Genomic DNA, 21299 nt, shown 5'->3' with positions numbered 1-21299 from the left:
GGCAATCAGTTCAGGGTGATCAGAACTCTTGCGGGTCTGCGGCGACCTATCTTTTCACTCCGCCGGTCGGTTGCACTGCGGTTTTTTCTGCAACCGGAGGCATCAACGCTTCCAGTGTGACAGGGCGTCCCAAGGCACTCAGGCGACGACGTTCTGCTTCCACATAGACTTGTGCGGTCACATTTCGCAGGGAGTTCTTCCGCTCTGGTGACACTCCATCCAGTCGCATTGCGAGTTGTTCTACCCAACCTGGCTGAACGACCATGGCATTGCTCATCAGAGAGACGAACAGACTGATTTCTTCGAAGTTCTTGTCTGCAATCTTGAAACTCATTGGAGCAACCAGCTTGGCAATCGCCTCGACAGCGTTTGACGGAAAACTGACGAACAGATCGCACGTATGTGTCAGCTGATTTTCTCCGGTCAATCGAGGCTGCAAGTGCATCAAGGCACGTGCCTGAATCGGCTTCGGCAGACCATGCCCATTGAGCTGTCCATGACAGAGGATCAGGCAACTGTCCGCAGTCCGATAAAGAACTTCGACTGTTCCGGCTGTCCCATCTTTGGTGTCTGTCTGATAACTCGCTGGGCCGGTTTCGCTCAGTTGGACACGAGAGATTTCCATTGCCCGCCAGATACTGACAGCCACGTCCGGATGTTGAATGAAGTGGTCGTAAGTTCGCCGATCAGTCTTGATGGCAACTTTAGGAAGTCGGCGAAACAGACTCAGGTTGCCAACAACTTCCTGAACGATCTTCTGAGAGCCGGGCGACATCTTGCTCATCGGTAATTCGGCAAGCGCATCCTGCCTCGACCGTCGACTGGAGTCTCCAGGTTCAACGATATCAGCAGCGACAGCTTTGTCTTTACCGGCAAGCTCATTAAATGGAATCACCGATTCCGCGGCTGCGTTGGGCTGAGCCACAACAACAGACGGTATGCCAATCCAGGCGCACGCGACAACAACTGGGACGGACAATGTCCATCCGCGCACGTAAGAGCGCTGCATGAGTTCCCCCTCAGACCACGCGACCCAGCATCCGGCAAGAAGTGCCGAATGCCCCCCTGTTTCGCGGTGGACCAACAACGCCAGAGATCGACGATTCAGGAGAGGTTGTTCTCCCTGTCGAGCCCTTGCATCATCAGGCCATATTCATTTGGTTTGCCGGAATCTGCCGCACAGATTTCGATTTTTCGTCAATCAATTTGGCTGCAGTGCCGCCAAACGACCGTGCAAACTGTTCTCTTTAATAGAATCGACAAATTCAGAACGACCGGCTGAATCGAAATGGTCAGGGAGTTCAAACCGCTCGACCTCGACTGGAATAATGGGAACAACTAAAAAAGCTTGCTCAGTCCACCCATTTTCGAACATAATCGACTTGGCATGTCGTTGATTCACGGATATCTGTTGCAGCAGCCCAGGATGGAGATTTTTTAAAATGCCGATTTTCAAAGACAATGCGGAGTCAATTGGCCGCACGCCGCTCGTCAAAATCAACCACCTGACCAAAGGTCTGAAAGCAACCGTCCTTGCCAAAGTGGAAGGTCGGAATCCGGCATTTTCAGTGAAGTGCCGAATCGGCGCGAACATGATCGCTGATGCCGAACAACGAGGTTTGTTGAAACCAGGGATGTCGGTCGTCGAACCGACCAGTGGTAACACCGGGATCGCGCTGGCATTTGTTTGTGCCGCCAAAGGGTACCCATTGATCCTGACGATGCCGGACACCATGTCTGTTGAGCGTCGCATGATGCTCAAATCGTTCGGAGCATCTCTCGTGCTGACCCCGGGTGCTGACGGAATGAAGGGGGCCATCCGCAAGGCAGAAGAGCTGGCCGCTCAGCCAAGTTTCTACATGCCTCAGCAGTTCAAGAATCCAGCCAACCCGGAAGTTCACCAACGAACAACTGGACCGGAAATCTGGGCGGATACCGACGGCAATGTCGACATTCTGATTTCCGGCGTGGGAACCGGCGGAACAATCACCGGGATCTCATGGTTCTTCAAGAAAGACAAGAACAAAGCACTCTATTCAATCGCAGTCGAACCATCAGGCAGCCCGGTCCTCTCTGGCGGTGCCCCTGGGAAACATAAAATTCAAGGAATTGGTGCCGGGTTCGTTCCAGAAACGCTCGACACCAGCATGGTCGACGAAGTCGTGCAGGTGACTGACGAAGAAGCGTTTCAGATGGCTCCACGTATCGCCCGTGAAGAGGGGATTTCGTGCGGAATCAGTTGCGGGGCTGCAATGGCCGCCGCACTGAAAGTTGCCGCCCGCCCGAGCAGCGAAGGCAAGACCATCGTTGTGATTCTTCCAGATGCCGGCGAACGTTACCTGTCGACCGCACTTTTTGACTCAGTCAGAGAGTAATACTGATAACGTATTGGTATCAGGCCATCGGATCAGGCAGCCTCAGTCCAGAGTTCAACTCCGGGTTGAGGCTGCTTTTTCATTGCGCTGCCGTTGAATCTCATAACACAGAATGCCAGCAGCGACCGCCGCGTTCAATGAGCCTACGTGTCCTTTCTGCGGAATCGCCACCTGGTGATCAGAGAGAGCAAGCAGGGGAGTCGGCACCCCGGTCCCTTCGTTTCCAATCAACATCGCCACACCCTGAGTCAGATCGACCGACGCAGGTGCAACGTCCGCGTGTTCCGTTGCTGCACTCAATTGAAAGCCTGATGCTTTCAGCTGACGGCAGGCTTCCTCAAGATCGTCCACCTGAACCAGGTCGAGATAATTCACAGCCCCCACGGAGCTGCGGACAACGTGCGAGGAGACCTGAGCCTGACCAGAGGAGGGCAGGATTACGGTCGAGACGCCCAACATATCGGCGGATCGCAGAATCGAGCCAAAATTGAATGGATCCTGTATCCCGCATAACACCAGAACAATGCTTTCAGGTTTTAACCGCTTGAGCACCTGATCAATCTGGAGATAAGGATAGGGCGGCATCTTTGCCATGAGTCCCTGATGGTCTCCTGATCCGCAGAATCGCTTCATTTCCTCTGAAGTCGCTTCGACGGAGAGGATATTCGTCCGGCGGATGATCGAAAACAGTTCCGATTCCATCTCTTTCGTCAGAACGGTCGGGTCCCAATAGACTTCAATTGGCGCCCAATGACGCGCACGGAGAGTCTCCATCACGGCGTGACGCCCCCACAGCCAGCACTTCTGATGGCCCCCCATCAGTTCCTGTGAATGTGCCCGACTCTTTTTCTTCTTGCCAACCACTCTGAATCTCTCCAAGAGAACCCAATACGTTGCCACACGCGTGGCAGAAACCAACGGTTCCGCCTCAAGCATATCCAGAAATGTTCCTGCGGTCTTCCTGTCACTCGGGAAGTGACGTGTATCTGGCAAACAGGCTGCTGCTCAGCCTCATGACAGACGGAACCGAACCAGTCGGTATCTGGCAGAAGAGTAAAAGCTGTGCGGACACTCAGACTCGACGCCTCGCACGTAAACCGACACCGACATGTTGCGAAAAAATCGAAAAGCGATGCAAAATTCAGCAGTTTTCCCCAACGAGAACTCTCGCGGTCACTCAGCAGCCTCCATATACTCTTCCTATCAAAATCGGTTGATAATGGCCTTCGTCTCGAATTCAGCCTGATCACGCCTGCGTTTTGCCCGCTCAAGCAGACCGGCCCCGCAGGCTCAGGATGGACGAATGTCCGCTTCTGTCTCGATGACACCGAAGTTTGACTTCCCGCCCCTGAAAGAACCTCATGCCTAATATTGTGCACAACGAAAACTCTCAGTGCGGCCTCCGTCTTTTCCGTAGCCCTCACTGGTCGCTCGCTCATCTGATCGCCATCACAGTGACAGTCACGATCTTCACCATCGGTGGGTCACATGCCATTGCGCAAGATCTTCCAATAAAAGAGTCGACTATCGCTCCGACGGTCGAAACGCCAACAATCACGGACGATCCGCCATCACCGTCCACCTTTGAAAAGATTGACGAATACTTCGAAGGAATCGTGACGGAAATTGATCGAGTCCTGTTCTACCGCATCGGAAGAGTTGAGCGTCAATTTGTTCTTTACGAACCCAAAGTTCAATTCATCCGAGACCGAGGAACCGATGGTCCATTCACAAAGTTGAATTCCGGTAACGACTATCCTGCGAATGCGCTGGACTCGACGCAGTTGGAACTGCTCTCAGTAGAAGGAAAACTCACCCCGGGGATGGTGATCGACGGCCATCCAGAGCTTTACCGATTGGGGAAAATCGGAGATCGGCCGATTGAGTATGTCACCATCAAGCAGGATGAGAAAAGCGACCATTCAATCAAGTACGGCGACAAACTCACGTATGAACCTGATCAGAATCAGTTCCGCAAACTGGCCGCAAAACGAAATCTTCCAACCGAGACCACGGTTCCACTTTCGGTTGTTGAGGTTTGGGCACAAACGGGAGAGATCGGAACAGGGAGTGGCAGCCAGAGCCTGAACGATGTTCTTTCAACAGAGCAGGTCGGTGGAATCCCCCTGATTGTTGCATGGCTGTTTGCTGCCGGGATCTACTTCACCTTCTATATGGGATTCTTCAACCTTCGTGGGATGAAGCACGCAGTGGACGTCCTGCGAGGCCGATACGACAAAGTACCGGGCCCTGGCGAAGTGTCACACTTTCAGGCACTCAGTTCCGCTCTCTCCGGAACAGTGGGACTTGGCAATATCGCCGGTGTCACAATTGCAATGACAATTGGGGGCCCAGGTGCGTTCTTCTGGATGTTGATTTCTGCATTTCTTGGGATGAGCCTGAAATTCGTTGAATGTACATTGGGGGTGAAGTACCGCTACATCGACAAAGACGGCACTGTTCTCGGTGGCCCGATGCGTTATCTGAAGGAGGGGCTTGCCGGGACTGCACTGGCACCGCTCGGGGTAGCGCTTTCCATTCTCTTCTCCATCATGTGCATCATGGGGAGTTTTGGGGGTGGCAACATGCTGCAGGCGAACCAGTCTGGTAGTGCGGTCCTGCACGTTTTCCAGCACAGCCAGTACGAAGAAATGGCAGCACTGCAAAACGCTGCGAAAGAAGCGGCCGAAGCAGGGGATCTGGCGAAACTCAATGAGTTGCTGACGCAGAAAAATGCGCATCAGAAGAAGATGTCACAGTTTGAACTCCAGTTCAAACTTGGCTTCGGCATCGTTCTCGCTTTCTGTGTTGGAGTCGTTGTCCTGGGGGGAATCAAGCGGATTGGTGCAGCAGCGGACAAACTCGTCCCAGGAATGTGCCTCCTTTATATCTCCGCTTGCACGTACATCATCTGCATGCACTTTGACCAGATCCCATCCGTCATCGTACAGGTCTTCACTGAAGCATTTTCAGGAAAAGCGATTGGCGGAGGAATCCTCGGAGTGATGGTCGTTGGGGTTCAACGTGCTGCTTTCAGCAATGAAGCCGGTGTCGGCAGCTCCCCGATTGCACACAGTGCCGCTCGAACAGGCGAACCGATCAGCCAAGGCTGTGTCGCCATGCTTGAACCATTCATCGATACCATCGTCATCTGTTCAATGACGGCTCTGGTGATTCTCATCACAGGCGCATGGGACAATGACAAATGGGTCGTAGAACAAGGCCTGAAGGGCGCCGCATTGACATCACGTGCGTTTCAGGAAGAAGTCAGTTGGTTCCCGATTGTTCTCGCCGTTGCAGTCACACTCTTTGCGTATTCGACAATCATTTCCTGGGGCTACTATGGCGAACGCTCCTGGGTCTACCTGTTTGGAGCACGTTCCACTGTCATCTACAAGACATTGATGCTGGCCTGCGTCGTGCTGGGTTCAGTCGTGAACCTCGGAAGCGTCCTCGATTTCTCGGATATGATGCTGCTGGGAATCAGTTTCCCAAACATCATCGGGCTCTATCTTCTTGGTCCTCGAATCAAGAAAGATCTCCAGAATTACTGGGCTCGCTATAAAGCAGGCGAGTTGGAGACCGCGGACGAAGCGTCCCCGACAGCGTAAGTTGAGCCCGAAGTTGGGATAACTTTATAGCTAAAATAAAAGCGGGCCCTGTTGAGATTCAACAGGGCCCGCTTCTCATTCATCAATGCAGTGGTACGCCGGGCGACCAGAACTATTCGGCAACTTTAAGATCGAAGGTATTGTTCTTTTCGTCGACAACGACCTTGAGAGGGCTGGTTTTCGTGCTGCTGAACTTCTTCGACACTTTGAAGTCTTTGGCGTTCGCTGGGAGTTTTCCCTCTGGCCCTTCAGGAGATGGAGGAAGAATCGTAACGATATATTCGCCGTGAGCGACTCCCTGAATCTTCACCACTCCAGTTGCATCGATGGCACCTCCGCCCCCTTCTCCTGTGTCTGAATTATTGAGGTCAACAATCCCGACCGTCAGCGGCTTCTCACCGTCTGAAAGTTTCAGAACAACGTCGGAGCGAGGAATCCCTGAACGTGGCTGACTGCCGCACCCCGAAACCCCCAGACCTAAGACACTCACAGCGGTTAAACACACCAGTGTACGAACTGCACCGAGAAACATCCGGACCTCTTGATCAACTAAATCTGTTAAAAAACGATAGCAACGAGAACGTAACGCGATTGAGTCCTCTGCGAAGCAGGCCTAATGAGATTCATTAACCTGAAACAAACTTAGGTCTAGAACTCACCCACGACGGTGCCATCATCAACCGCACCAAGACGTCGCAGCGTCTCCATGCTCATATTTTCCGCCAGAAATCGAACAGAACCGTCACCAAAGACGGCATGAGTTCCGCCTGTATGGAACGAGTTGATAACATAGTTCACTTCATAGAGACTGTTTGCGCTGCTAAGAGCTCCGGATTTCCAGAAGGCATTAATCGGATGACGGATCGTCGTCATTCCGCCGGTATAGCCATTACTTGTAATAATCTCCCTGGCAAACATGAAAATGATGCCACTGCTGCTACCGGTATTCAGAACTGTTCCGTGCCATCCCCCAAGTGGATTCGCAGAAAGCTGGAGACCGTTCACCTGCCCGGACTGCTCCGCAACGATCATCACATTTGAAGTTCCGTCCGTGAGATCAGTCATTCTCTTCGAGCGATACGTCACGAACGTTCCATTATCACAGTAAGTCCCGCCTTGCACCACGTTGTCCGGTGAACAAACCGTTGAATCTCGACCAGCAGGGTCTGAATATGCGCCTGAGATCCCCACATACTGAATCAACTGACTTCCACCAGAATTGGCTGAAGATGCAGCATCGCCTGTCATCGAAAAAATACTCGATGGGCAATGAAAGGCGTCAACACGGAGAGTTTTCAGAACATTCTGAAATACAGGTTCATGGCCATAGAAACCACCAGAGAAACTAATCTGATTATAAGCATTCACCTGTTCAATATAGGGAAGAATGCGTACTCGCCAGTTACAACCTCTTCCTCCAGTAGTTCCACCAATCGGAAAGGCATTGTAAACATCATGGTAGTTATGAAGCGCTAATCCAATTTGCTTCAAATTATTCTTGCACTGAGATCGCCGAGCCGCTTCACGCGCCTGCTGAACCGCTGGAAGCAGCAGTGCAATCAGGATCGCGATAATGGCAATCACCACCAGCAACTCAATAAGCGTAAACGCTGATCTTCTCTTCACCTGCACACCTTTAACAAAGCACGGAGTATCAAAAGTACAACATAGGATGCGAAACCAGCAGAAGAAGCGGCAGCCACTACTCCATTGCAAAAGTAAACGTATTGTTTCCCTTCACAACTTCGGCAGTGAATCCGCTGGTGGAACTTGTACGATATTTCTTAGGAATGTTTGGGTAGTCCTTGGGCTTCGTCGTCGTGGGTGCCCCGGCAACTTCTTCCACCAATGGTGGAGTAATATTCACCTCATATGATCCCACTTCGAGACCTTCACTCATCTGAAACTTGCCACTCTCATCCAGATTCATCGCGATAGCGATTCCGGTTGTTGGCGAAGACAAGAAAACTCGCCCTTCGCTGACAGGAGTCCCCTTGTAAGTGACTGTTCCTTCAATCTTCCCTTTGGGGATTCCACGGTCACTTCTCCCCAGACACCCGCTCACTCCGACTACACAGATAACCAGTGAGAGCAGGGCACGGCGGACCAGTGTCGTAGATAACATTTGCTTAAATCCTGCTGATAAACTTTGCCAATAGGCAAAAAGGGATGAACTAGCAGACCTATAAACTCAACACAGACTAAATCGGCGATCATCTTGACTTAGTCGCAGCGGCGAATCGGCAATGCCACCAGTTTCCGCCTAGACCATTAAGAATGGAGGACAGACGCCGTAAGACGTGCTGGATCTGCGACATCACAAAGAAGGGCGGAGCACAAAAGAGGCAGTCGTCACGTGCGACGGCCTCACGAAAGCATCACGCCACCGCGCTGGTTTAGAATTCTCCGATCACCAGCCCGTCATTCTTGCAGCCGAGTCGACCGAGAGTTTCTCGTGCCATGTTCTGGCTCAGGAAGCGGACAGAGCCATCCCCTAACAATGCGTGAATTCCACCAGTGTGAAATGAGTTCACGATGGTGTTATAGCTATACATCTGAGTTGTTCCAGCAGGCAAATTTGCAGTTGGAACATCGAGATTGATCGCGTGACGCAGGGTCGTGATCCCGGTTGCGAAGAGATTCGCATCCGAAATCGTCCCTGGCCGAGCCGTGACGCTCGTATGAAATCCGCCCCATCCCCCTTGATAGTTTGTTCGAAAATCTTGCTTGTCAACCATCCCTGATTGCTCAGAAACGACCAAGGTGTTTGAAGTTCCGTCGGTTGCATCACGCATGCTTGTATGTCCATTGAAATACAGCATTCCGTTCTCACAAGGAGCTCCGCGAGCGGATTCAACTGCCGTCGAGCACTGACCAGTGCGGCCTGCTGGATCTGGATAGAATCCCATCACTCCCACGTAGTCGTGAGTTTGTCCGTTTTGGGCGTTGTTGCTGGCTGGGGTCGTTCCATTGTTGTTTGAAGAAAGCGCCGAAGAAGGACAGGCATAGACGTCAATCTTCAACCCTGCAAGCACACCGAAGTTCGCTCCATACGTCCCCAAGGCAATTGCGTCGTTTCTCTTACCAGCAAATCCATCGAGAGCGGTCGGCTGTGCCTGAGTCAGCCTGTTGTACAGAGCTGTCTGCTCCAGAAACGGAAGGATTCCGACGCGCCAGTTTGGCCTAAAAAATGGAGCTTGCGCCCCGATCGGGAAGGTGTTGTAAACATCATGGTAATTGTGAAGAGCCAACCCGATCTGCTTCATGTTGTTCTTGCACTGAGATCGGCGAGCCGCTTCCCGCGCCTGCTGAACTGCCGGTAACAGCAGTGCGATGAGGATGGCGATGATGGCAATCACCACCAACAGTTCAATCAAAGTGAAACCTGATTTTGAGCGCATAAAACCTCCAGTCACTTCAGCAAACTTGGCCCGCATTCAAACACAAAAGGAAAACAACACACTCTGGGCGCCGGCAATCTGCATCTCCCATGCCGAAACGATCGCCCTCCGTCCCCAACGCGCCATAATCACAGGCGGTCGCGGGCACCTAAAGTCAAAAGCAAACACGCATTATTCGCACGTCAATAAAATCCAAAGTGACTTCAAAAATTCCGCTCTTCGTACCATCTGCATAAAAGAGAAGCACCGCCGCACATCATCGTGGCACTCCCGAAGGACGGAATCACTCTTCACATTGCGCTTTTCAAAACTTCACAAAAAGAAGAACGTAACCAACACATATAAAAGGCCTTACAAAACACAAGCACACTGAAGGAAGGCGATAAAACCACCACAATCTGTGAAATCCAAAGCCGCAAACACCCAAACACGCAACAGAAGTGCCTACCGATCGATCACAGCAAACACACAGGAGATGTGACCTAATCTCATCGGACTAGTACCTTCATTCGAAACACACAATACAGCAAGACGGAATCATTCACAATCACGTGCTCTTATCCGTCGCACTGAGACTCCGCCGAATTCCTCTGAAACACTCCCCGCAAACCCGTACCCTGAGGGCGACTTCTCTTGCTCACATCAAAAGAAACGCAAGTTTCACTATGTTCCTGAGTTGAGATCTCATAAGATGAAATGCTCGAAACCATTGCCAGATTACGTTTCGTCGCCCAAAATTGACGAACCCCGCCTCCAGGTACTTCCCTCGACCGCTTCACCTTCGGACACACAGACAAGTCCAGCCCCAAACAGGTGACAGATGCCAACATCGATCCCACGGCAACTCCTGAACTGGTTCTTTGGAATTGCAGCCATCGCTTCCACCGTAGGGCTGTTCGAGTCGACAGGCTTCGCGGATTCGGCCTCGCCCAAAACGTCGCTGACATTTGAAAAAGACATTCGCCCAATTTTGCGGGCTCACTGTCTGGACTGTCACGGGGCAACTGAAACGCACGAAGGTTCGCTCGACCTCCGCCTGGTCCGTTTCCTCCAGAAGGGGGGAGATTCCGGGACAGCACTCGTTCCAGGGAAGCCAGACGAAAGTCTGCTGATCCAGAGAGTCGAAAGCGGAGATATGCCGCCGGGGGAAGGAAAAGTCTCCGCCGCAGAAATCAAGATTCTGAAAGAATGGATCGCAGCTGGTGCTCCAACTGCTCGACAAGAGCCAGAGACCATCGGCCCCGGGCTGCCAATCCTCCCGGAAGAACGCGCCTGGTGGGCCTATCAACCGCTTCAGCGTCCAGAGATTCCCGCATTCCCAGCTGAAGCACGCGTCCGAACTCCGATCGACGCACTTCTGTTGAAGGCGATGCCTGCTGGCTTGAAGTTCTCTCCAGACACAGACAAAAGCACAGAGATTCTTCGAGTCTCGTTTACGCTGACAGGACTGCCGCCAACCGCAGAGCAGATTCAGCAGTACGTCGCTGACAATTCACCTGACGCCTACGAGCGGATGGTCGACGCGATGCTGGCATCTCCTCATTACGGAGAACGCTGGGGACGCCACTGGCTGGATATCGCCGGCTATGCTGATTCCGAAGGACGCACGACAGCTGACACTGTTCGTAACTGGTCATACCGTTATCGCGACTATGTCATTCGTGCATTCAACGAGAACAAACCATTCGACCGTTTTCTTCACGAACAGCTCGCTGGAGATGAACTCGCTGGTCCACAAAAAGGGGACTTGACCCCGGAACAGATCGATCTCATCACCGCCACCGGCTTCCTTCGAATGGCAGCTGATGGAACGGGCAGTGGAGAGAACACTGAAGAAGCCAGAAATCAAGTCATCGCCGACACGTTGCAGATCGTCTCAACATCGCTTCTGGGGATGAGCGTCGCTTGTGCTCAATGCCACGATCACCGGTACGACCCGATCTCGCACACAGACTACTTTGCAATGCGAGCCGTGTTCGAACCAGCTCTCGACTACAAGAAGTGGAAGACACCACCGCAACGACTGGTCTCTCTCTACACGCAGACAGATCGCGATGCTGCGGCCAAGATCGAAGCAGAAGCGAAAGTGCTGGTTGACGCACGCGCTGTGAAAGAGCAAGGGTTCATGGATGACGCTCTTGAGAAAGAGCTTCTCAAACATGATGAAAGTCTGCGCGAGGCACTGAAAGCGGCTTACAAGACTGCAGACAAAGACAAAACCCCGGAACAGAAAGCACTGCTGGACAAGCATCCGAGTGTGAAAATCACTCGGGGAAATCTGTATCAGTACAACCAGAAGGCGGCTGACGAACTCAAAGCCGACATGGAGAAGATCACAGCACTTCGAGCAACCAAGCCGAAGGAAGAGTTCGTGCGTGCTCTGGTTGAACCCAACGGCAGCAATCCAGAAACTCACCTGTTCCATCGCGGCGATTATCGCCAGCCAAAGCAGGCTGTCACTCCAGCTGCCCCAGCAGTGCTCTGTGCAGAAGATGCGTTTGTTGCATTCCCTGTAAAAGCAGAAGGCGCTTCGACAACCGGTCGCCGACTCGCATTCGCACAATGGCTGACAAGTGCCCAGAATCCAATCACAGCCCGAGTGCTGGCGAATCGGATCTGGCTGCATCACTTCGGGCGTGGACTGGTTGAGACCCCAGCTGAATTTGGCAAACTGGGATCATCTCCAACTCACCCGGAATTACTGAACTGGCTGGCCACAGAGTTCATGTCGAGTGGCTGGAACCTGAAACAGTTGCACCGCACGATCATGCTCTCCACTGCCTATCGCCAATCTTCGGTGCGTGATCCTCAAATGAGCGCCATTGACGACAGCAACCATTATTACTGGCGTCGGAATCTCATTCGTCTCGATGCAGAAATCGTGCGAGACCGCGTCCACTTCGTCGCCGGCAACCTCGACACCAAACAGTTCGGGCCATCTATTCCAGTGACGGTCGACCCCAACGGACAAGAAGTGATCGAAGGGACCAACAATCGCCGCAGTCTTTATATTCAGCAGCGGCGTAGTGTTCCGATTTCCATGCTGCAAGCATTCGACGCACCGGTCATGACAGTGAACTGCGAACGCCGTTCTTCATCGACCGTTGCAACTCAGTCGCTCATGCTGATGAACAGTCCATTCGCGATTGATCAGTCACTTGCGCTGGCAAAACGAATTCAGGGAACTGAACTTCCGAAACTGGCTCCACAGGTCGTTGCAGGTCTCCCCGAATTCCAGAAAGCACTGGGATCTCCGTGGCAGTTTGGATTTGGTGGACTGAACGAGAACAAAGCAGTTCAATTCACACCTTATCCTCACTTTGAGTCGGGAACGTGGCAGGGAAGCAAGCAGAAACCTGACCCGACGATTGGCTGGTCACTCGTGCATGCTCGCGGCGGCCACACAGGCACCGGTGAACAGTTCGCAACCATCCGGCGCTGGGTCGCTCCGATTTCGGGAACAATCAAGATCACCGGGAAACTCAAACACCCGAGTGAGAACGGAGATGGTGTTCGCGGGCGGATTGTCTCCAGCCGAACAGGGCAGGCCGGAGAATGGATTGCCGCCAAGAGCGAAGCCTCAACTGCTGTAAACGAGTTGAAGATTCAGGCAGGTGACACCATCGACTTCATCACCGACTGCCGTGCCGATGTGAACGCAGACTCATACGAGTGGATCGTTGACATCAATATGCAGGATGGGAACGGCAAAACTCGAACCTGGAACTCGATGAAGGATTTCCATGGCCCAGAGTCAGCGACTTCCAATATCACTCACGAGCAACTGGCCGCGGTCTGGCGATTCGCTTATTGCCGCGAACCATCCAACGAAGAACTGAAACTGGCAGCCCAGTTTGTGAATGAACAGATTGTTGAAATGAATACCGAACCACGGGAACTGCCAGCCGGGGTCAACACGACAACACAAGCTCTCGCCAACGTCTGTCAGGCCTTACTGACATCAAACGAGTTCCTGTATCTCGAGTAGTACAGGGAATGACACGATACATCCGATCGATTCAGCACACTGCGGCTTACTGAATTCAGTAGATCGAATTGCGAGCTCAACATGAATCCAATCTTCACACGACGACAGTTCCTGACGCAGACAACCATGGGTGTCGGAGGCGTCGCACTTGCCTGGATGTTGCATCAGGAGAATCTCCTTGCGAATCCGATGCAGCTCCCCAAGGATATTCAGAGTTACGACCTGACTCCGAAGAAGCCGCATTTCCCGGCCAAAGCAACAGCGATGATTTCGTTGTTCCAGCACGGCGGTCCATCTCACATGGATTTGACCGACCCAAAGCCGGAACTCTCTCGGCTGGATGGCACCGACTATGGCGGCGACATCCAGTACAGCTTCGTGAATCGCGCCAGCAAGAAACTGCTCGGAAGTCCGTGGAAGTTTGCCAAGCACGGGGAGTGCGGAACCGAGGTCTCTGAACTGCTCCCACACCTCGCCAGCATCGTCGACGACGTCTGTCTTATCCGGTCGATGCACACCGGCGCGAATGGACATGAAGTTTCAATTCGTTACTTCCATGGGGGAATTCCCGGAATCGTCGGCCGTCCCACACTCGGTTCGTGGATCGTGTATGGATTGGGATCAGAAAGCCAGAATCTGCCAGCATACATGGTGCTGACTGACCCAGGCGGAGCCCCTGTTGACGCGGCACACAACTGGTCAAACGGCTTCATGCCACCGCTGTTTCAGGGAACCGTCCTGCGGCCCAAAGAACCACGTATCCTGAATCTGGATGCTCCACCGCACTTGAAGGGAACACTTCAGGCTCAGAATCTGAACCTGCTGCAAACACTTAATCGACGCCACCTGGAAAAGAACCCCGGTGAAGCCGATCTGGAAGCACGTATTGCCAGCTATGAACTTGCAGCGGCAATGCAGGTCTCCGCACGCGAAGCTCTCGACATCTCTAAAGAGACTCAGGCGACGCAGCAGATGTACGGAATCGACAAACCTGAAACCCGAGATTACGGCACACGCTGCCTGATCTCCCGTCGCCTTGTTGAACGGGGTGTCCGGTTCGTGCAACTGTTCCATGGGGGACAACCGTGGGACAATCACACCGGCATGCTGAATGGCCTTCCTAATGTCTGCCGCAAGACAGACCAGCCATGTGCGGCGTTGGTCAAAGACCTGAAACAGCGTGGGTTACTTGATTCCACCATCGTGCACTGGGGAGGCGAAATCGGTCGTTTGCCAGTCACTGAAGGAACCGGCGCGCTCAAAGAAGTCGGCCGCGATCACAACGGCCAAGGCTTCAGCATCTGGCTGGCCGGCGGCGGAATCAAACCTGGAATGACCTTCGGAGAGACAGACGAAGTCGGTCACAAAGCAGTCAAAGATGTTGTGACCCCGAATGACTTTCAGGCGACAATCCTGCATCAGTTGGGCATCGACTACCGCAAACTGTTGTATCGCCACAACGGACAAGAGCAGCAGATCACCAACCAGCGTGCAGCACGGGTTGTCAGCGAGATCCTGACTCAACCGACAATGATCTCGTAAGCCACGCTCTCTCGGAATGAGCAACTTCAAGGGGTGACACAGAAATGTCACCCCTTTTTTATTTCATTGAGTGGAAGAAACATCACTCTAACAAGACTTCATGCAGGTACGCTCTCCGGCAACTTCACGTTGCGTTTCTGAGGTCAGCGAATGAGAGTCTGATAGAACCAGCGTTTCACGAACTCCGCCGATGCAGCATAGATTGCGACAATCGTCAACATCGCCGCAAGAAACAACGGGGGAAGCGGGGTGAAGCCCAGCCATTTGGCGAGCGGTGTATAGGGAAGCAGAATCGTCATGGTCATCACCAGTAGCGTCATCATGACAAGTGCTCTTGCCGGGCGACTGCTCCAGAGCGATTGTCGGCTGCGGACGACAAGAACAACAACACAGGCTGAGACAACAGACTCGACGAACCAGCCCGTACGAAACTCGTCCATGCCCGCATCGAGCAGCCACAACAACACCCCGAATGTCGCGAAGTCGAATACGGAGCTGAGCAGCCCGAACGTGATCATGAACCGCTGGATGAGTTGGATGTTCCACCGCTGCGGTTGATCCATAAGCACCTGATCAACTCGATCGCGAGCAATGGTCATCTCCGGCAGGTCGGTCAGCAGATTCGTCAAGAGAATTTGCTTCGGTAACAACGGGAGGAAGGGAAGGAAGAGCGACACGCCCGCCATGCTCAACATGTTTCCAAAGTTCGCACTGGTCGCCAGAAATATGTATTTCAGCGTGTTGGCGAAAGTGGCACGACCTTGCCTCACCCCATCGATCAGGACATTCAGGTCGTGCTCCAACAGAATGATGTCAGCGGCTTCCTTAGCGACATCGACCGCTTGATCCACTGAAATTCCGACGTCAGCGGCGTGCAGTGCGGTCGCATCGTTGATCCCGTCCCCCATGTATCCGACAACCTGTCCTGACCGCTTGAGCGCAAGAACGATCCGCTCCTTTTGGTTCGGCTCAATTTCGGCAAAGACACTCGTCTCTCCTGATCTCTGCATCAAGGCTTCGTCCGTCAAATTGCGGAGTTCACTCCCGGTCAGCAGGGATTTTCCATCCAAACCAACTTGAGTCGCGATGCTCGCTGCAACGATGCGGTTGTCGCCGGTGACAATCTTCAGATCGACTCCCAGTTCTCGCAACCGTGCAATGGTTTCGTCAATCCCTTCCCGGGGAGGATCCTGAAGCACCAGCATCCCAGCGAACGTCAACTCCGATTCGTCGTCGTGTGTCACTCGATCATTTTCGATCTCCCGGTAAGCGACTGCAATCACACGTTCGCCTTTTCTCCCTCGTTCCTCGAACCGCTGTTCAATCTGGTCGCGGACTTGATCGAGAGCAATGAATTTCCCGTCGGCCGTCTCCGCCTGAGTGCAGATACTCACAACGTTGGCGAGCGCTCCCTTTACAATCAGTAGGCGGCGGTCTTCCAGACGAACCAGCACGCTCAATCGCTTGCGGATAAAATCATAAGGAATCTCGTCAAGCTTCTCGGCCGAGACAGAGTCAATGGACACCTGACGTTTCAACGCCTCATCGATGGGATTGGTGAAACCGGTCTCGAACGCGGCATTCAACCCCGCCAGCAGCAAGGCCCGTTCATGAACTTGTCCCGCGAAATCGACACATGCCTCGACACGGACTGTTCCTTCAGTCAATGTGCCGGTCTTGTCGCAGCAAAGCACATTCATACTGCCAAAGTCTTCGATGGACGCCAGTCGCCGCACAATCACCTTGCAGGAGGCCAGTTGTCGGGCTCCCTGGGCAAGATTCACCGCAATCACTGCCGGCAGCAATTGCGGAGTGAGTCCCACTGCCAGTGCGAGCGAGAACAGCAGCGTATCCAGCACCGGAAGCCGCATCGCCAGATGAATGACGAAAATTCCAAACACGAGCAGGAGTGTTACTTCAATCAGAAAATAGCTGAACCGCCTTACGCCGTGCTCAAAGTCAGTATCAGGGGACCGTAACCGCAGGCGATGGCTGATTTTCCCCAGTTCCGTTTCACCTCCAGTGAGCACCACCACAGCGCGTGTCGAGCCGCTGATCACATGCGAGCCCTGAAAGACCACATTCTTCCGGTCGGCCATCGGAACATCGGAAGGCAGCTCGCCCGGCTGTTTCTCCACCGGAAAGCTCTCGCCTGTTAACGCCGATTCATTGACGAACAGGTCTTGTGATTCCAGCAACCGGCAGTCACCAGGAATCGTCGAGCCAGCGGAAAGCAGTAGAATATCCCCTGGGACGATACTTTCTGTCGGCAACTTGACTTGCTTGCCATCTCGTAGGACCGTCACACGCGTCGTCACCATTGAAGCCAACGCCGCAAGCGCATTCGACGCGGAGAATTCTTGCCAGAAGCCCAGGATGGCGCCGGACAGCACAATGAACAGGATGATCCCAGCATCCGTAACATCCTCGAGAAAGATCGACACGATCGCCGCTGCAATGAGCATCAGTGTGATCGGACTACGAAATTGGGATGCAAAGAGTTTCAACGCTCGCCAGAATTTCGCTGCAGGCTCAGCCCGCCTGCCTTTCGCCGCAAGGCGATGAGCAGCAGCCTCACTCGTCAAACCCGCCGGAGTGACGTCCAATTCCGCCAGCAGTGCCGGGATCGGGACTGAACCATATGCCAGCCTGCAGGGATTAGCGAATTGCGTGACATCTTTGGGAACCACAAAATTCCACTTCGCGAGCGATGATTGCGTTCACGAGACCGGTTCGGTCTCGCATGTGGCCGCGCAGCAACCTGCTCGACAGGAGAAGGACTGAATCCCACGTGCCAGATACGCTGCATGATTTCTGAAAATACTCTAAAAGCACCCGTTCGCAATATGAGCAATATATTAAAACGGTGGGATAGCAAGAAATCTTGAACCGCAGCCATCGGTTTAATGCAGTGATGAGACGACAGGAAGCAGGTTGCGGTTCGAAGCAAAGACCTCTCAATCGACGCCGCAGGGAGAACCAATCCAGCTTGTCTTCTTTGTCGTTGTTCCTGTCCCCATGCAGAACGCACCGTTCATCGCTTCTGCACCGAGCGATCTTCGCCATGTCGCCAGTAAGATTCGACGACAGAAACTTAAAGAGGTTTCGGTGCGAAGCTTTCGCCGAACTCCTTCTTGATCCCTGGGATCACGACCGTGTTGTGGAACGTCTTCCAGTTCTCGTTCGACTTCAGTGACGGCTCCTCTTTGCGAAGACGTCTCAAAGTGTCACGATCATATTTCTCGGGATCTTGAATCTTGTTCCAGACGTCGAGTGTGAGCTTCATCTGCGAAAGATCCGGGGCAGGCTCCGGTAGTGGCTCAACGGCTTTCTGGCCACACCCGATTTGCCATGCAAGCAATGCAATCAGGCAAAGTCTGAGCGTCAAATGTAGCACCGACGCGACTCCTCAATTTAGCCAACGAAACAATTCGATCGTTGATTTTTTAGCGAACAAGAATGGCTCACCGCTCCTGAAAGGAAGTCTGCAGGAGCGGTGAAATCCTCAAGTACCAGGCAAAGCTTAACTAGCTTCGTAAGACCTGATCTGCGGCTGTCGTTCGGAATCTGACCAAGATCGAGATCACCAGTTCACAATCTCGCTCCCGGCGCGAGTCGACAGATTTCGATAAAGAGTGTTGTCGATATTCTGTGCGAAGAAGTGAACTGAACCATCCATCATCAGGAAGTGAGCTCCACCTGGGTGTTCACTGCGAAATGCGCCGATCGGTGCGGATGTGTGGTTATGGACGTTGAAGGCATGTAATGTGTTCCCGGCAGAATACATGTATCCATATGACCAGACTGCTCCCATCGAAGTGGATGGAATCCCTGTTGGTGAGAAATCCGTTTCGCCGAGTCCAAAGGTGTTAGATGTCCCGTCTGTGATATCTGCAATCTTACGATACTGTTTATTAGGGCTGTTGTTAGTTGTGCCCGCGGCAACCAGTTTCACTGGTGTGATTGCCCCATCAAAGGCAGGTTCCGGAGTCGGTGGATAAGCATAATTTCCAGAATCAATTGTGCCTGAACTGAAAATATAGCTACATGGCGCACGTTCTTCTGTTCCTCCAAGTGGTCCGCTGGGCATAGCCATGGTGGGGCAGAGCAGGGTGTCAATCATGAGCTTCTGAAGTGTCGCATTTGAGTACCCGTCGCCGTCTGTATCGACAGCGCTGTTGCGTGCAAGTTTCGGATCCCAGCGACGTGCGACAGCATCGTCTTCAAGGTATGGAAACAGTGGAATGAACCCTGTGTTGTGCGAAGCGACTGGAGCCCGTGAAGCAGCGGCGGCATTCTCAATCTCAACCTCATCATAGTTCTTGATCGACGCAGGGAAGTGCAGGTGTGTGTCATGGAACATATGGATCGCGAGTCCAATCTGTTTCATATTGTTCTTGCACTGACTGCGTCGAGCCGCTTCTCTGGCTTGTTGCACGGCTGGAAGAAGCAGGGCAATCAGGATTGCGATGATTGCAATCACAACCAGCAGTTCGATCAAAGTGAACCCACTACGAGCTATCTTGTTTTGCTGTAATGACTGTCTGGCCCGACGATTCAGAGTCGAAATTCTCATATCCTCACTCCTGTCAATTTGTTTGATGTGTCATTCACTTGCAAACGAATTGAGATGAGACGCGTGAGGGTGACTCTTTACTCGTTGAAATAATCAACGGCAGGCGTGGTCACCAATGGAGTTCTGGGGGAAGCGTGTCTACTTCTGGGTGTCGTCCAGGACGCAAATCAGATTGGGCCCAACAGGCGGTTCGATCGGCTTTTCCTTCAAGCCAATGAGTATTGAAGGGCCGCGAGCATTTGCTCTGCGTCGACGGATCGGGCTGCGTTCTGATGATGCGTTTGGAAGGACGAACTTCCTAAAGGGGGATTCCCGTGCGAACTGAATCCGCAGGGGTCTCTCACGTCTGACAGCATCACCTCAGCATCGCGGCCTGCCTGAAAGATCTCGGTGGGCTGGCTTAGCCAAGAGGAAACTGAGACTCAGTCTCAATGTTCAGCCAATTTAATATCTCATCAGGGCCCGAATCGCAAGTGGCGAAGCAAAAGATTTCCGACATGAGCGTCACCCTCAACAGCGATCTTCACCTTAAACATCATCTAAATAGTGGTTTACGTCTGCTTCAAATCAGAGAAGCCAATCCTGCAAATTGCCGTCGTTTCCACCGGAATATGTGCCGTCATGCAAATCGCAAATCAGGACGACGAGCAAAAGCGGCGACAATAGCCCCGAAACGTCAGCGCAGATGGGATGATGAACCAGTGACAATGCTCAAACGCCGGATAGATTGGAAAATGAGACATCACCCAATCTGCATTCGTTCAAGTTGCCAGTACTGCGGTAGCCAATCCCTTCAGGACCAGCTGGCTCTATTCGACGACATACAGGCAGGGAGTCGTTGGTGATGTCCGGCGAAGTTGAATTCCATTGAGTTCGGCGATGCAATCCTGTCGGGGGTGTTCCATGCTCTTGAAGACTTGGTACGACACGCCTCCGTCATGGTTCTTGTTTGCGTTGACGGTCTTGCTGGTGCTTTCATTCTCAATCGTGACTGAACTCATGATCGATCTGGACCGGATCTACGAAGGAACCCTGATGGTAAGCTAACAACCGATCATCAACCTCGACGAGAAACTCCATACGCCGACACCCTAAGCTAATTTTGCTCTTATGAAAGTCATCGACTTTGGTCGAGTTTAGCCGAACGTCGCAGGGCGTAGACCAATTCCAGGCTGCGGCTTTCACAAACAGACAGCTCTCATGTATCACGCGAGAGCGTCGAATGATTGATCTGCTTCACCAGCACAAAGCACCAGCGGCTTGATAAAACTCTCCACCTGCCAATCCTCCCGGCAGAACCGATGCGCAGCTTTCGCATCGTATTCGGCTTACAGCAGGGGGGCTCTATTCTTCCAATCAAATACGGGAAGCGAGGATCTGACATCCAAGTCGAAAGAAGGACTTGGATAAGGCCAGCCAATAAACGACATCGCCCGACACGATGGTCGGGCGAATGATCGGTGGAGTGCACCCGAGAGGGCTCGAACCTCTAACCCCCGGTTCCGAAGTCTAAAAGTCCTTTTCTGATGCGTTGCAGATGCTGTCGAAAGCCCGGTTTTTACCGGGCTTTCGTTTTAGCAATGCTTGGCTAATGTGTTGCTCGGATGCAGAAGATCCTAATTTGTGGGGTGAGTGTTGAGGGGAGCAATCGCGTTGACTTCGCGGCAGAGGTCGATATTCAAGTTGTCACTTATTCGACCGAGTGGCGGGATACAACCCGAGCCAAAACTTTGTGCTGAAATATGGAGATGGCAAATGCACTGCAGGGAAATCAGCGCGTCCGTATCTGGACCCCAGATGCGGATT

Annotated in this window: 14 protein-coding genes; 4 read left to right on the top strand and 10 right to left on the bottom strand. The window is 52.8% G+C overall.

From position 1 onward, the window contains the following. Positions 1-46: 46 nt before the first annotated feature. Positions 47-1009 carry a hypothetical protein gene (locus SH527x_RS00625; protein ID WP_437192722.1) on the bottom strand — a complete coding sequence of 321 codons (963 nt, stop codon included), beginning with the start codon at positions 1007-1009 and terminating at the stop codon, positions 47-49. A 433-nt stretch (positions 1010-1442) separates the two neighbouring features. Between SH527x_RS00625 and cysK the strand changes: the two genes are divergently transcribed. Further along, positions 1443-2375 carry a cysteine synthase A gene (gene cysK, locus SH527x_RS00620; RefSeq protein WP_437192721.1) on the top strand — a complete coding sequence of 311 codons (933 nt, stop codon included), beginning with the start codon at positions 1443-1445 and terminating at the stop codon, positions 2373-2375. Between the two features lie 54 nt (positions 2376-2429). Here cysK and rlmB read toward each other — a convergent pair whose 3' ends face one another. Beyond that, positions 2430-3239, bottom strand: a complete 810-nt coding sequence (rlmB, locus tag SH527x_RS00615; RefSeq protein WP_437192720.1) for a 23S rRNA (guanosine(2251)-2'-O)-methyltransferase RlmB — start codon at positions 3237-3239, stop codon at positions 2430-2432. 497 nt (positions 3240-3736) lie between these two features. Here rlmB and SH527x_RS00610 point away from each other — a divergent pair, with 497 nt between their 5' ends. Beyond that, on the top strand, positions 3737-5986 hold the full coding sequence (locus SH527x_RS00610) for an alanine/glycine:cation symporter family protein (RefSeq protein ID WP_437192719.1): 2250 nt from the start codon (positions 3737-3739) through the stop codon (positions 5984-5986). A 112-nt stretch (positions 5987-6098) separates the two neighbouring features. Here SH527x_RS00610 and SH527x_RS00605 read toward each other — a convergent pair whose 3' ends face one another. The 4 genes from SH527x_RS00605 to SH527x_RS00590 form a co-directional block, all read right to left on the bottom strand. Continuing rightward, positions 6099-6518: a hypothetical protein gene (locus SH527x_RS00605; RefSeq protein ID WP_437192718.1), complete on the bottom strand. Its 420-nt coding sequence runs from the start codon at positions 6516-6518 to the stop codon at positions 6099-6101. A 116-nt stretch (positions 6519-6634) separates the two neighbouring features. After that, a complete protein-coding gene (locus tag SH527x_RS00600) occupies positions 6635-7612 on the bottom strand; it encodes a DUF1559 domain-containing protein (RefSeq protein ID WP_437192717.1) in 978 nt (325 codons plus the stop codon). A gap of 76 nt (positions 7613-7688) precedes the next feature. Beyond that, positions 7689-8111: a hypothetical protein gene (locus SH527x_RS00595; RefSeq protein ID WP_437192716.1), complete on the bottom strand. Its 423-nt coding sequence runs from the start codon at positions 8109-8111 to the stop codon at positions 7689-7691. A 271-nt stretch (positions 8112-8382) separates the two neighbouring features. Then, on the bottom strand, positions 8383-9387 hold the full coding sequence (locus tag SH527x_RS00590; RefSeq protein ID WP_437192715.1) for a DUF1559 domain-containing protein: 1005 nt from the start codon (positions 9385-9387) through the stop codon (positions 8383-8385). A gap of 820 nt (positions 9388-10207) precedes the next feature. Between SH527x_RS00590 and SH527x_RS00585 the strand changes: the two genes are divergently transcribed. Both SH527x_RS00585 and SH527x_RS00580 read left to right on the top strand, forming a co-directional pair. Continuing rightward, positions 10208-13375 (top strand): PSD1 and planctomycete cytochrome C domain-containing protein, encoded by a 3168-nt coding sequence (locus SH527x_RS00585; protein ID WP_437192714.1) that lies wholly within the window; start codon positions 10208-10210, stop codon positions 13373-13375. Positions 13376-13456: 81 nt separating this feature from the next. Further along, positions 13457-14917: a DUF1501 domain-containing protein gene (locus SH527x_RS00580; RefSeq protein ID WP_437192713.1), complete on the top strand. Its 1461-nt coding sequence runs from the start codon at positions 13457-13459 to the stop codon at positions 14915-14917. Positions 14918-15060: 143 nt separating this feature from the next. Here the strand turns inward: SH527x_RS00580 and mgtA are convergent, their stop codons facing one another. The 4 genes from mgtA to SH527x_RS00560 all read right to left on the bottom strand — a co-directional run bounded on the left by mgtA (position 15061) and on the right by SH527x_RS00560 (position 20494). Further along, a complete protein-coding gene (mgtA, locus tag SH527x_RS00575; RefSeq protein ID WP_437192712.1) occupies positions 15061-17607 on the bottom strand; it encodes a magnesium-translocating P-type ATPase in 2547 nt (848 codons plus the stop codon). Positions 17608-18011: 404 nt separating this feature from the next. Further along, positions 18012-18314 (bottom strand): hypothetical protein, encoded by a 303-nt coding sequence (locus SH527x_RS00570; RefSeq protein WP_437192711.1) that lies wholly within the window; start codon positions 18312-18314, stop codon positions 18012-18014. A 186-nt stretch (positions 18315-18500) separates the two neighbouring features. Then, positions 18501-19493 carry a DUF1559 domain-containing protein gene (locus tag SH527x_RS00565; protein WP_437192710.1) on the bottom strand — a complete coding sequence of 331 codons (993 nt, stop codon included), beginning with the start codon at positions 19491-19493 and terminating at the stop codon, positions 18501-18503. Between the two features lie 809 nt (positions 19494-20302). Next, positions 20303-20494, bottom strand: coding sequence for a hypothetical protein (locus tag SH527x_RS00560; RefSeq protein ID WP_437192709.1), 192 nt, complete (start codon positions 20492-20494; stop codon positions 20303-20305). Positions 20495-21299: the final 805 nt, after the last annotated feature.

This window comes from Planctomicrobium limosum, from assembly GCF_051465645.1.
Classification (GTDB): domain Bacteria; phylum Planctomycetota; class Planctomycetia; order Planctomycetales; family Planctomycetaceae; genus Planctomicrobium.
The sequence above is the reverse complement of the archived record's forward strand: the minus strand, read 5'-3'. Positions and strand labels throughout refer to the sequence as shown.